The sequence below is a fragment of the Aeromicrobium sp. genome, from assembly GCF_050700635.1.
GTDB lineage: Bacteria > Actinomycetota > Actinomycetes > Propionibacteriales > Nocardioidaceae > Aeromicrobium.
This window is the reverse complement of the sequence record NZ_JBOHDT010000069.1, coordinates 13,346-27,805: the sequence shown is the minus strand read 5'-3', so window position 1 is coordinate 27,805 and position 14,460 is coordinate 13,346. Positions and strand designations below refer to the sequence as shown.

Annotated in this window: 12 protein-coding genes; 3 read left to right on the top strand and 9 right to left on the bottom strand. The window is 68.8% G+C overall.

Going from position 1 to position 14,460, the window contains the following annotated elements; genetic code table 11:
• Positions 1-595, bottom strand: a 595-nt coding sequence (locus tag ACRDPN_RS05180; protein ID WP_431446303.1) for an aspartate kinase, incomplete at its 3' end; no start/stop codon positions are given.
• A 73-nt stretch (positions 596-668) separates the two neighbouring features.
• Positions 669-1,496 carry a flavodoxin family protein gene (locus ACRDPN_RS05175; RefSeq protein ID WP_431446302.1) on the bottom strand — a complete coding sequence of 276 codons (828 nt, stop codon included), beginning with the start codon at positions 1,494-1,496 and terminating at the stop codon, positions 669-671.
• A gap of 9 nt (positions 1,497-1,505) precedes the next feature.
• On the opposite strand from ACRDPN_RS05175, the gene ACRDPN_RS05170 reads away from it, so the two are divergent.
• Entirely contained in the window at positions 1,506-2,093 is a 588-nt protein-coding gene (locus ACRDPN_RS05170; RefSeq protein WP_431446301.1) for a TetR/AcrR family transcriptional regulator, read from the top strand.
• Between the two features lie 60 nt (positions 2,094-2,153).
• Here ACRDPN_RS05170 and ACRDPN_RS05165 read toward each other — a convergent pair whose 3' ends face one another.
• The 5 genes from ACRDPN_RS05165 to ACRDPN_RS05145 form a co-directional block, all read right to left on the bottom strand.
• On the bottom strand, positions 2,154-3,605 hold the full coding sequence (locus tag ACRDPN_RS05165; protein ID WP_431446300.1) for a S1 family peptidase: 1,452 nt from the start codon (positions 3,603-3,605) through the stop codon (positions 2,154-2,156).
• Positions 3,606-3,793: 188 nt separating this feature from the next.
• Positions 3,794-4,789: a LysR family transcriptional regulator gene (locus tag ACRDPN_RS05160; RefSeq protein WP_431446299.1), complete on the bottom strand. Its 996-nt coding sequence runs from the start codon at positions 4,787-4,789 to the stop codon at positions 3,794-3,796.
• Positions 4,790-4,825: 36 nt separating this feature from the next.
• Entirely contained in the window at positions 4,826-5,422 is a 597-nt protein-coding gene (recR, locus tag ACRDPN_RS05155; RefSeq protein ID WP_431446298.1) for a recombination mediator RecR, read from the bottom strand.
• Positions 5,423-5,432: 10 nt separating this feature from the next.
• The gene (locus ACRDPN_RS05150) at positions 5,433-8,054 is read right to left on the bottom strand and encodes an aminodeoxychorismate synthase component I (protein ID WP_431446297.1); all 2,622 of its coding nucleotides are present in this window, start codon (positions 8,052-8,054) and stop codon (positions 5,433-5,435) included.
• A complete protein-coding gene (locus tag ACRDPN_RS05145) occupies positions 8,035-9,858 on the bottom strand; it encodes a DNA polymerase III subunit gamma and tau (protein ID WP_431446296.1) in 1,824 nt (607 codons plus the stop codon). The genes ACRDPN_RS05150 and ACRDPN_RS05145 overlap by 20 nt, the downstream gene beginning before the upstream one ends.
• A gap of 73 nt (positions 9,859-9,931) precedes the next feature.
• Here ACRDPN_RS05145 and ACRDPN_RS05140 point away from each other — a divergent pair, with 73 nt between their 5' ends.
• Both ACRDPN_RS05140 and ACRDPN_RS05135 read left to right on the top strand, forming a co-directional pair.
• Entirely contained in the window at positions 9,932-11,662 is a 1,731-nt protein-coding gene (locus tag ACRDPN_RS05140) for an alkaline phosphatase D family protein (protein WP_431446295.1), read from the top strand.
• Positions 11,659-12,000 (top strand): antibiotic biosynthesis monooxygenase family protein, encoded by a 342-nt coding sequence (locus ACRDPN_RS05135; RefSeq protein WP_431446294.1) that lies wholly within the window; start codon positions 11,659-11,661, stop codon positions 11,998-12,000. The genes ACRDPN_RS05140 and ACRDPN_RS05135 overlap by 4 nt, the downstream gene beginning before the upstream one ends.
• Here ACRDPN_RS05135 and ACRDPN_RS05130 read toward each other — a convergent pair.
• Together ACRDPN_RS05130 and ACRDPN_RS05125 are read right to left on the bottom strand one after the other, a co-directional pair.
• A complete protein-coding gene (locus ACRDPN_RS05130; RefSeq protein WP_431446293.1) occupies positions 11,975-13,345 on the bottom strand; it encodes a tannase/feruloyl esterase family alpha/beta hydrolase in 1,371 nt (456 codons plus the stop codon). The two genes, ACRDPN_RS05135 and ACRDPN_RS05130, sit on opposite strands and share 26 nt — an antisense overlap.
• Positions 13,346-13,471: 126 nt before the next feature.
• Complete coding sequence (locus tag ACRDPN_RS05125) at positions 13,472-14,458, bottom strand: alpha/beta hydrolase (protein WP_431446292.1); 987 nt, start codon at positions 14,456-14,458, stop codon at positions 13,472-13,474.
• Between the last annotated feature and the right edge of the window lie 2 nt (positions 14,459-14,460).

The window sequence follows — 14,460 nt, the reverse complement described above, 5'->3', positions numbered from 1 at the left end:
CGTAGGAGATGCGCGGGATCTGACGGGCGCTCGGCACGATGCGGGGGTCGGCGGTGAAGATGCCGTCGACGTCGGAGTAGATCTCGCAGACGTCGGCGCCGAGCGCCGCCGCGAGGGCTGCGGCGGTGGTGTCGGAACCGCCGCGGCCGAGCGTGGTGATGTCCTTCGTGGTCTGCGAGACGCCCTGGAAACCAGCGACGATCGCGACCGCTCCTTCGTCGATCGCTGCCCGCAGACGACCAGGCGTGACGTCGATGATCTTGGCGCGTCCGTGCTCGGCGTCGGTGATGACGCCGGCCTGGGAACCGGTGAACGAGCGCGCCTCCTGGCCGAGCGAGCCGATGGCCATCGCGAGCAGCGCCATCGAGATGCGCTCGCCGGCGGTGAGAAGCATGTCGAGCTCGCGGCCCGGAGGAAGCGGTGAGACGTGGTTGGCGAGGTCGATCAGCTCGTCCGTGGTGTCGCCCATGGCGGACACGACCACGACGACGTCGTGGCCCGCCTTCTTGGTCGCGACGATGCGCTGGGCGACCCTCTTGATGCTCACGGCATCGGCAACGGAGGAGCCGCCGTACTTCTGCACGACAATGCCCACGGGATGTCCTCGGGTGGATGGCTGATTCGATTGCGCCGTCGGCTCTGACAGCGACGTTCAGTCTACCGGGCGGCTACCTGTACTCCGGATTGTGCGTGTACTCGTGGACGCCTTCGTCCCAGACGGTGCGCTGGTTGCCGTACGCCGGGATGCCGTCGCGCAGCATCATCGCGAGGTGCATCAGGTTGTAGGTCATGAACGTGGTGTTGCGGTTGGTGAAGTCGTTCTCCGGCCCGCCGGAGCCTTCGTCCAGATACGACGGACCCGGTCCCGCCTCGCCGATCCAGCCGGCGTCGGCCTGCGGCGGGATGGTGAAGCCGACGTGCTGCATCGAGTACAGGATGTTCTGCGCACAGTGCTTGATGCCGTCCTCGTTGCCGGTGATGATGCAGCCGCCGACGCGACCGTAGAACTTGTACTGGCCTGCGTCGTTGAGCAGGCTCGAGGCCGAGTACAGCCGCTCGATGACCTGCTTGGTGATGCTGCTGTTGTCGCCCAGCCAGATGGGTCCAGCCACCACGAGGATGTTGGCTGCCATGACCTGGTCGAGGATGCCCGGCCACTCGTCGGTCTCCCAGCCGTACTCGGTCATGTCCGGATAGACGCCGGTGGCGATGTCGTGGTCGATCGCGCGGATCGTGGTCACGTCGACGCCGTGGCCGACCATGATGGCGGCGCTCTTCGTCACCAGACCGTCGGTGTGGCTCGGCTCGGGTGAGCGCTTGAGGGTGCAGTTGATGAAGACGGCGCTGAGTCCGCTGAAGTCGGGGGTCTTCTCGTCGGTGGTGGTCATGCTGGCCACGGTGGCCCCTCGCCGGGTCCGCGCGCAAGGGGTGGGGCCGGTGGTCAGCAGATCGTCACGGTCGCGGTTGAACCACTCACGGGTACGCTCGAAGGTCAAGGACTGACCATGCCCCCTGAACCAGTCGCGAGACCCCGTGCGCAGCGAATCGACGCACGCTCCAACGCGCAGCGAATCGTCGAGGTCGCGCGCGCAGCCTTCCTGTCGGGTTCGTCGCCGTCCCTGGAGGAGATCGCGGCCGGCGCGGAGGTCGGCATCGCGACGCTCTACCGTCACTTCCCGAACCGCGAGGCCCTCATCCGGGCCGCCTACCACGCCGTCTTCGAGGACGTGATCGTCCCGCAGCTCGCTCCCGAGAACGTCCTGCCCGCGTTCCGCAACGCCTTCGTCGCCATCTCCGTCCAGGTCATCGAGCTGCTGAGTGCGGCGCCCACGTCCAACCTCGCCGAGCTGACTCGCGAGCTGGTGGACGAGCACATCGAGCTGTTCGCCGTGCTGCTCGACGGCGCCCAGGCACAGGGCGACATCCGGGCCGACCTGACCCTCGAGGACGTGCCGCACATCCTGGGCATGCTGGTCGTCGGCCTCGCGTCGCCGAGCCTGGACGACGACAGTCGGGCCCGGTACCTCACGCTGATGTTCGACGCCCTCACACCCGGCAGCAACATCGGCGAGCTGCCGCCGTTGTCCCGTTAGGGCGTGTGCACAGAAGTGCCGGACCGGGCCCCGAGGCCCGATCCGGCACGTCTCGTTGCGTCAGGGCCTGTTCGTCCCCAACGTGTACGACCCGGAACCGGAGTACGCGTCCACGACCCAGCTGTAGTAGCCGGACGTGCCGCTGTAGGTCACGGTCTCGTCAGCCGCTGCGGACGTGCCTTGGGCCACGGTGACCCAGCTGCTGCCCGACCACTTCTGCAGATACAGGTCGAAGTCGCTGCCGGACGGCCCGTCGAGGCAGCCCTTGTGCGTTCCGGAGCTGCCCGAGTAGTAGTAGCTGCCGTTCGGGTGAATGGCAGACCCTCCACTGGAGAGCGAACCGGAGTAGCTCGGTCCGGTGCAGGTGCCACCCGGCGGGGTGCCGCCGGAGGTGATGAGGCTGAGCCCGTACACCTGCAGGATCTCGTTCACCGGCTGGAAGTACGTGGTCCCGCCAATGGAGCAGTTGCCCGAACCACCGGAGGTCACGCCCTGGGCCTGCGTGCCGGAGATCGCCGAACCACCGGAGTCGCCCGGCTCGGCACACACGTTGGTTCGGATCAGGCCGGTGACGGTTCCCTGCGGGTAGGTCACGGTCGAGTTGCGGGCCTGGATGGTGCCGCAGTGCCAGCCCGTCGTCGAGCCCGAACGGCAGATGGACGATCCGACCGCGGAGTCCTGCGATCCGCCCACCGGCACCGTGCCGCCGGCGTAGTCGTTGACCACGCCGAGAGGGGTGTTGCCCGCTGCGGTGCGAACGTGGGCGTAGTCGTTGCCCGGGAAGCTCGATCCGCCGAAGGTGCCGCTCGGCTGCGACGTCGCCGCACCAGTCGTGCCGCAGTGACCCGCAGTCACGAATCCCCCGCTGACCGAGAAGCCGATCGAGCACCGGCTTCCACCGATGAAGTAGGCGTTTCCGCCGATCACGTCGATGAAGGTCCGCGGACTCTCGGTCGTCGACTTCACGGTGACCGCGTCGGCGGGAACTCCGGCCCGCTTGGCGAACTCCTTGGCCGAGTCGGCTGCACTGTCGCGTGACTGGACCACGATCGTGTTGCTGACGACGTCGACGTACCAGCCGGGCGTCGTCTCAGGAGCTTTCGCCTTCTTGGCATCCAGCTTCGCCTTGTAGGTGTCGAGCTGGTCCTCGGTGAGCTCGACCTGGCTGACGGCCGCCCCGGCGTCCCGCACCGTCGCGGCGTCGGCATCGTCGACCACGCCGACGACGAGTCGGCTCTTGTCGGCGTCGAACCACGCTCCGCCGAACTGGGTGCCGAGCTCCTTGCGGAGCTTCCGCTCCGTTCGGGCCGCCTTCTCTTCGTCCGACAGCCTGGCCTTGGCCTCTGGGGCGGTCAGGTCCAGGTCTCGCTGCATGGCCGAGTACATGCCATTGGGCGCTGCTGGATCCGGGTCAGGTGTGGGTTTGGCGACGGATGCCTGCTGGCCGAGAACGGTCGCGAGGCATGCCACCGCCGCCGCCGTTCCGATCAGATTGAGTCTTCTCCTGGTCATGGTGATGCTCCTCCTATCGCGGCGCACAGGGATCACCCGACGCCGCTCAGCGGAACCGGCAGCGTGGCCGGTTGGCCACGACGTCGGCACACATGGAATCGGAAGCCTCGACCGTTGTCCCCCCGAAGCCCCGAACGGTTGCGAGAAACGTAGTGCCGCTCAGCTCGGAGAGGGAGATACCAAAAGCGTCATACCGTCGGCGTGATCCGTGGTGTCGGCTGAACGCCGAAGCTCGGGTGCTCCTCGAGCCAGGCCGAGTAGCGGGCACTCCGGTCGATCAGGTCGCGATAGGCGTCGACGGCCGACTGCGCGAACGCGTCCGAGAAGGCGGCGACCGGCGACTCGGGGTGCCAGCCGATGAGGTGGCGCCAACGCAACGGTGTGCCTGTGATCGGCACTGTGACCAGACCGGGGAGCACCCGCGTGGCCTGGCACAGGGCGATGGCCCCGCCCGACTCGACGAGGTCGACGCAGCTGGCCACGTCGGTCTCGTAGACGTTGCGGGGCGTGAATCCAGCGCGCGCACACGCCGTGGCGAAGCAGTCGCCGAAACAGCCGTCACCCGTGGTTGCCACCCACTGAGCGGAGGAGAGCTCGGCGAGATCCACGACGTCCTTGGAGACAAGCGGGTGATCCTCGGGTACGAGGATGAAGACCGGATCGATGGCGATGGTGTGCCACTCGAGCCCGGCCCGGGGCGGCGGCGGACCGTCCCCGCACACCCCGACCACGGCGAAGTCGAGCCGTCCGTCCGTCAACATCCCGGCAAGGTCCTGCGCCGACCACGAGACGTGGGTCGTTACCTGCAGGTCGGCATGCGCGGCGGTGAGGTGGTGGATGAGCCGGCCCAGGACGGCGCTGGTCGACGACCCCACCCGCAGGTGCTCAGGGGCCCCGAGGGCATCTCGGCCGGCGTTGCTGCTCAGCCGTGCGGCCTCGTCGCGCAGACCTGTCATCGCCGGCAACAGCAGACGCGCCCTCGTGATCACCAGCTCACCCATCGGAGTCGGGCGGACACCGCGGTGGTCACGCTCGAAAAGTGGCCCACCCAGGACGCGCTCGATGCGATGCAGCTGTGCGGTGAGAGCAGGCTGTGCCAGCCCGAGGCTTGCGGCTGCCTTCGTCACGCTGCCGGCGTCGGCCACGGCGCATACCACTCTCAGGTGCCGCAGCTCCAGCTCCACCCGAGCAAGGTACCGCGATGACCGGGGAGCCGGGTCTCAGCCGATGGCCGTTCGGCCCTCGAAGGCGCGGCCGAGGGTGAGCTCGTCGGCGTACTCGAGGTCGCCGCCGACCGGCAGGCCGCTGGCCAGCTTGGAGACACGGACCCCTAGCGTCGAGAGCATGCGGATGAGGTAGGTGGCGGTGGCCTCGCCCTCGAGGTTCGGGTCGGTGGCGATGATGACCTCGGTGACGGTGCCGTCGTTGAGCCGCTGCAGCAGCTCCTTGATGCGGAGCTGGTCGGGACCGATGCCGGCGATTGGCGAGATCGCGCCGCCGAGCACGTGATAGCGGCCACGGAACTCGCGGGTGCGCTCGATGGCGATGACGTCCTTGCTCTCCTCGACGACACAGATCACGGTCGGGTCGCGGCGTGGATCGGCGCAGATGCGGCACTCGACGTCGACGGTGACGTTGCCGCAGTTGCCGCAGAAGTGGACCTTCGCCTTGACCTCGGTGAGCACGGCGGCGAAGCGCTTGACGTCGTCGGCATCGGCGTCGAGCAGGTGGAACGCGATGCGCTGGGCGCTCTTCGGACCGATGCCGGGAAGCTGCCCGAGCTCGTCGATGAGGTCCTGGATCACGCCGTCATACACGCTCTCCAGCCTAGTCGGGCCCACTGAGAAAACGGGCCAGCATGTCGTGTCCGTGGGCGGTGAGAATCGACTCAGGGTGCATCTGCACCCCTTCGACCGGGTGGGAGCGGTGACGCAGGCCCATGACGACCCCTGACGCGGTGCGGGCCGTGACGCCGAGCGTCGCCGGCACGGTGTCTGGGTCGACGACGAGCGAGTGGTAGCGGGCACACGCGAGCGGCGACGGAAGGCCGGTGTAGACGCCGAGACCGTCGTGGTGCACCAGCGACGGCTTGCCGTGCACGACCTCCGACGCACGCACGATCGTGGCCCCATACGCCTCGCCGATCGCCTGGTGGCCCAGGCACACGCCCAGGGTGGGAGTGGTGGGACCGAGTCGTCTCACGGCGTCGACGCTGATGCCGGCATCGGCTGGCGTGCCCGGGCCGGGCGAGACGATCAGGTGCGTCAGCTCGCCGCGCTCGCGGGCGGCCACCAGCTCGTCGACGCCGACGGCGTCGTTGCGCACCACCTCGGCGCTCGCGCCCAGCTCGCGCACGTACTGCACGAGGTTGTAGACGAACGAGTCGTAGTTGTCGACGAACAGCACGCGGGCTCGACCTTCGACGCTTGGGCCCGTCGAAAGGGTCGTTTCGACCAGCTCAACGACCGGGTCGCGCAACGATGCAGCCACGGGGCCGGGCGCCCACGCACCAACCCCGTCGACCGAGGTGATCGGCACGACGCCGCGCAGCGAGTTGGTAACGAAGACCTCCGATGCGCGGGCGACATCGTCGGTGGTGAGCCGACGCTGCAGGACCGGGATGCCGGCTCGGAGGAGCCGGTCGATCACGCGCGCTCGTCCGGTGCCGGGCAGGATGCGCCCATCGAGAGGCGGCGTGTGCACACCGTCGTCGTGGACGACGAACAGCGAGGCCCGGCCGGTTTCGAGCACGCTGCCATCGTCGTCGAGCACCAGCAGATCGAGATCGGGGCGGGACTCGTGGGCGAGGGCCCGGCGATCGGACCACTTGTGGGCACCGAGCCCGCCGGCGACGAGCCGCGGCACCAGCGTCCAGGCGTCGACGTCATCGAGGATCGGACGCACCGTCATGCGAACCAGCACGTCGCCATGGAGTGGCACGGCATCGATGCGGAGCCGGTGCCGTCCCTGGAGACCGGCCGCCTTGCGGTGCACCGCCTCCTCCAGGCCGGCGCGGACGGTCTGTCCATAGATGGCCCGGACGGACGAGTCGAGGCGCGCGACGTGCGCCTCGACGTCGACGGCCACCCCGTCGGTGACGAGGACGGTGTCGAAGACGCCCTGAGCAAGGTCGACGCGGTTCGCGCGCGGTTGGACCTGGGCGAGGGGAGGAATGGTCTCGTCCGGCGCCTCGGCCACCAGGTCAAGCCGTCCGCCGATGGCCTCGATCAGCGGACGGGCCTTGACCAGGACCTCGGCGAGCTCGCCGTCCGGAGTCGAGTCGGCAACGATCCCGCCACCCACTCCGAGCCACACGCGGTCTCCGGAGATCTCGAACGTCCGGATGGCGACGTTGAGCTCGAGGCCCGCAGCGGCGCTGACGTGCCCGATCGCCCCGGTGTACGCCTCACGGGCCGTTGGCTCGAGGGCGGCGGCGATCTCCATCGCCCGCACCTTGGGCGCACCGGTGACCGAGCCGGGAGGAAAGGTGGCACGCAGCAGATCAGAGTCCGCGACGTCGTTCCCGAGGTGGCCGACGACGTCGGAGACGAGGTGCCAGACCGAGTGACGTTCAGGCCGCACGAGCGCCGGCACCCGCACGCTGCCGGGCGTGCACACTCGGCCGAGGTCGTTGCGCATCAGGTCGACGATCATGACGTTCTCGGCGCGGTTCTTCGCCGACGCCGTGAGCTCGGCCGGATCGGAGTCGAGAGGTGCGGTGCCCTTGATGGGCGACGTGAGGACCTCGTCGCCGGTGCGCCGCAGGAACAGCTCGGGCGAGAAGCTCGCGACTGCGCCCTCGGGGGCGTCGACGAACGCGGCGTAGGCCGGCGCCAGCGCCTCGACGCCGGCGCAGAACAGGTCGAGCGGGTCTCCCGTGAAGGGCGCCTCGAGGCGGGCGCAGACGTTGACCTGGAAGATGTCGCCGGCCCGGATGTGCTCGAGCGCCTGGGCGACGGATGCGCGGTGCCCGTCGGGTGACGGCGTCATGTCGAAGGAACCGACGTCGAAGCGCTCGGGCTCGGCTCTCGCCTTCAATGCGGCGAGGACGTCCTCATCGTCCCTACGCCCGAGTGTCTCGAGCCACCAGACGCCGTCGGTGAGTCGGAGCACCCGGTCGTAGAACGCGATGCGAGCGTCGGGTTGGGGGACGGGGCGGCTCGCCTGCGGCGGCAGCTGTTCCACGAGACGCCCGAGCTGGTACCCCCACGACCCGATCCAGCCCCCGCCGAACGCCCCGCTCTGCGTGACGGGTGGCAGGTCCACCCCGCGGAACGGGTCGCCATCGAGGACCCGGACCGGATCGAACCCGATGAGAGCCTCGCCGTGGTGCCAGTCGCCGATGAGCGCGACGACTCGTTCGCGGCCTCGGAACCGCCTCAGTACCTCGACCGGTTCGAGCCCGATGTCGAGGCGGACGCGGCGCGGATCAGTCCTTGCGTCGGTCACCAGGGCGCTCGTCAATGACCTTCGCCCCCAGTTCGCGGGAGAGCAGCTGCTCGGGGTCGTCGCCGGTGTCGACGACCGGGTCGTCGGGGTGCGCGGCGTCGTCCGGGTTCTCGGGTCCGGACTCGTCGGTGGGCCGTTGCATGGCGTCGCGGACGGAGTCGGGCGACGTGACGCCACGCGCCTCGGCCGCCTTGGACGGTTCAGCCGCCGGCTGGTTGCGGGACGGATCGGCCGAGGGGTCGACGATGGCGTCGATGCGCCACGTGACGCCGAGGACGTCGTGTAGCGCCTTCTGCACGTACTCGAGGGAGTCGCCGCCGACGAACGAGTCTCGCGCCCCGGCGTTGACCAGCGCCAGCGTGAGGGTGTCGTCGTCGAGCGAGACGACCTGGGCGTTCTGGCTGAGCATCACCCAGGTGAACCGGCGCAGCTCCTTGACCCGGTCGAGCACGCCGGGCCACAGGCGCCGCACGTCGGCGATACCGAGGCTCCCAGGGATCTGGGCCATCTCCGGCTCCTCGGGCAACGCCGCCTCGACGGGCTCAACGACCGGTTCCGGGACCTCTGGCTCTGGATCCGGTGACGCCGTTTCGACAAGCTCAACGGCCGGAGCAGGCTCGACGACAGAAGGCTCCTCGATGCTGAGGCGGCGCTCGAGGCGGTCGAGCCGGGCGGAGAAGCCCAGGGCGGAGTGGTCGGCGGCCGGCACGAGGATCCGCGCGCACATCAGCTCGAGCAGCAGCCGCGGAGCGGTGGCGCCGCGGAAGTCGACGAGTGCGGTATTGACGACCTCTGCCGCACGGGTGAGCTCGGACGGGCCGAAACCGGTGGCCTGACCGCGCAGGCGCTCGGCGCGGTCGCCCGGCACATCGAGGAGGCCGGTGGACAGGGCATCCGGGACGGCAGCCACGATGACGAGGTCGCGCCAACGCTGCAGCAGGTCCTCGGCGAAGCGCCGCGGATCCTGGCCGGACTCGATGACCTTGTCGATGACGCCGAACACCGTGGCGCCGTCGTCGGCCGCGAACGCGTCGATGGCCTCGTCGAGGAGGGAGTCGGGCGTGTAGCCGAGCAGCTGCACGGCGAGGTCGTACGTGACGCCGTCGGGGCCCGCGCCGCCGAGCAGCTGGTCGAGGACGCTGAGGGTGTCGCGCACCGACCCGGCCCCGGCGCGCACCACGAGCGGCAGCGCGTTGGGCTCGAGCTCGACGCCCTCGCTCTTGCACAGGGTGAGCAGGTACTCGCCGAGCAGCTTGGGCGGCACCAGCCGGAACGGGTAGTGGTGAGTGCGCGAGCGGATGGTGCCGATGACCTTGTCGGGCTCGGTGGTGGCAAAGATGAACTTCAGGTGCGGCGGCGGCTCCTCGACGAGCTTGAGCAGGGCGTTGAAGCCCTGCGACGACACCATGTGCGCCTCGTCGATGATGTAGACCTTGTAACGACTGCTGACCGGAGCGAAGAAGGCGCGTTCGCGCAGGTCACGGGCGTCGTCGACGCCTCCGTGGCTGGCGGCGTCGATCTCGATGACGTCGAGGCTGCCGGACCCGCGGCGAGCGAGGTCCTGACAGCTCTGGCAATCGCCGCAGGGCTCGGCGACCGGCCCCTTCTCGCAGTTGAGCGCGCGGGCGAGGATGCGCGCGCTGGTGGTCTTGCCGCACCCGCGCGGGCCGGAGAACAGATAAGCGTGGTGCACCCGGTTGGCCGCCAGCGCGTGCCGCAACGGTTCGGTGACGTGGTCCTGCCCGATGACTTCGTCGAACCGTTCCGGTCGGTACCGGCGATACAGGGCCAGGGGTGCGTCCACCCCGAAACCCTATCCGCCGGTTCGGACGCTGACGACCCTGTGGTGGACCCTCCTCCTGTGCGAAGGTGACGCCATGACAGACCTCGTGCTCGGGCCGCTCCTTCGCCACGTCGGCGAGCACACGGCCGCGATCTGGGTCGAGACCGCCGATCCCGCCGAAGTCACGGTCACGGCCGGAGAGCACCAGGCGTCCGCACGGACCTTCCGCGTCCACGGTCATCACTACGCCCTGATCACCCTGGACGGCCTCGAGAAGGGCACCAAGACGCCCTACCAGGTGGAGTCCGACGGCGAGCTGGTCTGGCCGCTCGAGCCCTCGATCTACCCCGATTCCGTGATCGCGACCTTCGACCACGAGAAGCCCCTCCGGATGGCGTTCGGGTCGTGCCGCACGTCGGTCTCCCACGACAGCGCCGGCAACAAGCTCCACGGCGTCGACTCGCTGCGGGCCTATGCCCTCCGGATGTCCGGGGTCACCGACACCGACCACGAGGGAGATCCCGACCCCGGTCCGGGAATGCGGTGGCCGGACTTCGTCCTCTTCCTCGGCGACCAGGTGTACGCCGACGAAACGTCCACCGAGATGCAGACGTTCATCGAGGCACGGCGCGACGTGCGGGAGCCACCGTGGGCGGAGCTGAAGGACTACGCCGAGTACGCCCAGCTCTACAAGGTGGCGTGGAGCGACCCAGTCAACCGGTGGCTGCTGTCGACCGTGCCGAGCGCGATGATCTTCGACGACCACGACATTCGTGACGACTGGAACACCTCGCTGGCGTGGAAGCAGGAGATGGAGGCCACGACCTGGTGGCACGGCCGGATCGTGTCGGGTCTGGCGTCGTACTGGGTCTATCAGCACCTGGGCAACCTGGCTCCCGAGGAGCGCGAGCAGGACGACATCTGGCAGCGCATCAACTCCCATGACGGTGCCGACGAGTTCGACGCTACCGATCTGCTCGACGAGTTCGCCGACCGCGCCGACCAGGAGCCGGAGTCGTACCGGTGGAGCTTCACCCACGATCTCGGCAGCCAGGCCCGCCTCGTCGTCATCGACTCGCGCGCCGCTCGCGTGCTGGACACGGAGAACCGGTCCATGCTCGACGACTCCGAGATGGCCTGGCTCGACGAGCAGCTGCGCGGGGACGTCGACCACCTGCTGATCGGCACCTCCCTGCCATTCCTGCTCACTCCCGGGCTGCACTACGTCGAGGCGTTCACCGAGGCGCTGGCCGAAGGAGCCTGGGGTCAGCGGTGGACGGACATCGGGGAGCGGATGCGTCAGGGCATCGACCTCGAGCACTGGGCCGCCTTCCAGGACGGCTTCCACAAGGTCAGCGACATGGTGCTCGAGGTGGCGAGAGGAGAACGCGGCCGGGCCCCCGAGACGGTCACGTTCCTGTCCGGCGACGTCCACCACAGCTATGTCTCCGAAGCGCGGTCGCCGAGGAAGGCGGCCCGCAGGCGTCCCCGACAGCAGAGCCGGATCATCCAGGCCGTGTGCTCCCCGATCCGCAACCAGCTCCCGACCGGTGAGCGCATCGGCGCGAGGCTCGCGGCGTACTGGATCGCGGGACCGATCGGACGCCTGATGGTCAAGTCTGCGAAGGTGCCCACGGCACCGCTGCGCTGGAAGCTCCTGCGGGGCCCCTGGTTCGACAACAACCTCGCCACCTTGGAGGTCTTGCCGCACGGACTCCGGATGTGGTGGGCCTCGGGCAAGGTCGAGGACGGCGTGCACCACCGGCCACGTCTGATCACCGTCGCCGACGTGACCATCGATAAACCGACGAAGGAGACACGATGATCGCGCGCATGTGGCGGGGTTGGGTGCACACCGACCGGCTCGCCGAGTACGTCGACATCGTCGAGGGCACCGGGATGTCGGAGTACCGGGCCACGCCCGGCAACCAGGGCGCCCAGCTGCTGACCCGAGACCTCGGCGACGGTCGCACCGAGCTGATCACCCTCAGCTGGTGGGACGACCTCGACGTCATCCGGGCGTTCGCCGGCGACGACATCGAGAAGGCGAAGTACTACCCCGAGGACGACGAGTTCCTGTTCGACCGGGAGACCACCGTCTCGCACTTCGAGGTGCAACCCGGCGGCGAGTCCGCGCTCAGCGCGGCAGCGCGCAGGAGTTGACGATGTCACCGGATCCGGGATTGGCGATCGTGCCGTTCTGGGCAGGTTGCCGGCGCTTCTCGACCCAACGCTCCATCGCCACGAACGCGGTGCGGTAGCACGGCAGAATCGGCCGAAGCCGGTCCGGGTGGTCGTCGTACAACCCGTCCACGTGGTTGCCGTCCTCGACCACGTAGTAGCGGTGGCTGCGAGCCTGACCGGTGTCCTCGACCAGTTCCCGATAGACGTCGGAGTCCGTGCTGATCGGCAACAGCGTGTCCAGGGTGCCGTGCAGAGTGATCATCGGCCGGCCGATCTTCCCGGTGTTGGAGACGCGACCAACGGCCTCGCGCACGCGCTCCGGTCGGGCGAGGTAGTCGTAGTCAGCGTCGCACGACGGTGTCCCGGACTGGCAGAACGGCACGCCCGCATCGAGCGGACCGTCGTAGTCGGGGTCGAACTCCTCACGATAGATCCGTTGGGTGAGGTCCCAGTAGACCGCGTAGTGGTACTGCCACAGGAACTCCGAGTCCGCGGGAAATCCGGCGGCGATGATCGCATCGCGGGCTGCCTTGTCGCCGGTCGCCGCATAGGTGGGGTAGTGCTTCAAGGCATCGGGCAGGTAGGTGAAGAGGTTCGGCCCCTCGGCGCGGAAGAGCGTGCCCTCCCAGTCGACGCCGCCGTCGTAAAGGTCGGGGCGGTTCTCCAGCGCCCACCTGGTCAGGTAGCCGCCGTTCGAGATCCCGGTCATGTAGGTGCGGCGTGCAGGCTTCCCGTAGTACTCCGCCACGACCTGCTTCGTGGCCTTCGTCAGCTCGGTGACCCGGGTGTGCCACTCCGCGATCGCGTCACCTGGAGCACCTCCGTCGCGGTAGAAGCCCACGCCGGTGTTGCCCTTGTCCGTCGAGGCGAACGCATAGCCGCGATCCAGCACCCAGTCGCCGATGATGAAGTCGTTGGCGTACTGCCCCCGCACCCCCGGCGCACCGCTGACCACCAGCTTGCCGTTCCAGTCCTTCGGCAGCCGGATCACGAACTGCGAGTCGTGCAACCAGCCGTTGTTGGTGTTGGTTCGTGATGTGTCGGGGAAGTAGCCGTCGATCTGCGCACCCGGCACCCCGGTTGGGTTCTCGGTGCCGTCGGCGTGGAGCCCCGACCAGTCCTGAGTGTTCGTGTGGCCGCTCTCGGTCGTGCCCGCGGTCGTGAGGTCGGACAGGCACGCCTGCTTCTGCATCGCGGCACCCGGGACGTCGATCCCCGACAGTTCCGGGCACTCCGCCGCGGAGGCCGGCGCTGCTCCCAGCCCCAGAGTCACGAGGAGCGGCGTGGCAACGATCAGGGCGCACAGCACTTTCGAGAAACGCATGGCAGAACCTCTTCCCCCGGGGAGCGGTGCGTCGCCGCTCGTCACCTCAAGACACTAGGCATCCCCGACGCAAGTGGACATGGTCGAACGGCACACAATGTCGCCCGGCATGTGTCATGCAGCCACCTAGGAGCTGACGAGCTGGTGGTCGTGCAGCCAGCGGTCGAGGAGCCGGTACACCTCGGCTCGCGGCTCGTCCTTGGACAGGAAGACGTCGTGGCGCGCGCCCTTGACCGGCACCGACGTGACCGCATCGCCGAGGCAACCGGCCCAGCGGGCGATCTGACGCGAGTCGAGCACGGCGTCGAGATCGTCGATCTCGGGTGACCAGGTGGCCGCCGACCGGCTGCGGGCCGACCGGAGCACCAGCGACGGCACCCCGACATCGAGTCCCAGGTGCAGGCGCGGGTGGCCGCGGCGGATGGCGTTCAGCCAGCCGTAGGTGATCGGGAAGCCGCCGACCGGCTTCCATTCCAGGTCGTAGTCCCACTTGCCGTGGGCGCTGGAGTGCAGGCTGCTGCCATAGGCGTCGGACGGCGGGAACTTCAGCAGCTCGAACGGCCGGATCTTCGCCATCAGACGGATCAGCTGGGTGCCGCCACCACGCATCCACGGCTTGCCCTGCAGGTCGAAGAACGGGCTGTTGAGCACCAGGCCGCTGATGCCCGCCCCTGGTGAGCCGCCGGGGCCCTGGTTCAGGCGATGGAGCCAGAGCGGAAGGATCAGACCTCCGGTGGAGTGGCCGGCGAGCAGCACCGGGGCGTCGCCGGTCTCGTGACGTACGGCGGCAAGGGCGCGGTTCAGCTCGGCGTCGTAGAGCTCGAGGTCGGAGACGTAGTGCGCCGTCTGGTCGGGACGGCGAGAGCGTCCGCACTTGCGCAGGTCGAGGGCGTAGAACGCGAACCCGCGGTCGGCGAAGAAGTCCGCGAGGGCCTTCTGGAAGAAGTAGTCGGTGAAGCCGTGCACGTACAGGACAGCGCGCTCTGGATTCGCCGGTGCCTTCCGCCGCACCAGAGTGGCCACGATCTCGCCCTGACCGTCGGGGTCGTCGCCGAGCTCGAGAACCTGCTGCTCGTAGTCGTCGCCGAGCACGTCGGGCTTCCAGTCAGCCATGT

Coding starts and splice junctions, on each gene's coding strand:
- ACRDPN_RS05165 (WP_431446300.1), bottom strand. CDS start 3,605: ATGACCAGGAGAAGACTCAATCTGATCGGAACGGCGGCGGCGGTGGCA.
- ACRDPN_RS05135 (WP_431446294.1), top strand. CDS start 11,659: ATGATCGCGCGCATGTGGCGGGGTTGGGTGCACACCGACCGGCTCGCC.
- ACRDPN_RS05125 (WP_431446292.1), bottom strand. CDS start 14,458: ATGGCTGACTGGAAGCCCGACGTGCTCGGCGACGACTACGAGCAGCAG.
- ACRDPN_RS05130 (WP_431446293.1), bottom strand. CDS start 13,345: ATGCGTTTCTCGAAAGTGCTGTGCGCCCTGATCGTTGCCACGCCGCTC.
- ACRDPN_RS05140 (WP_431446295.1), top strand. CDS start 9,932: ATGACAGACCTCGTGCTCGGGCCGCTCCTTCGCCACGTCGGCGAGCAC.
- ACRDPN_RS05170 (WP_431446301.1), top strand. CDS start 1,506: ATGCCCCCTGAACCAGTCGCGAGACCCCGTGCGCAGCGAATCGACGCA.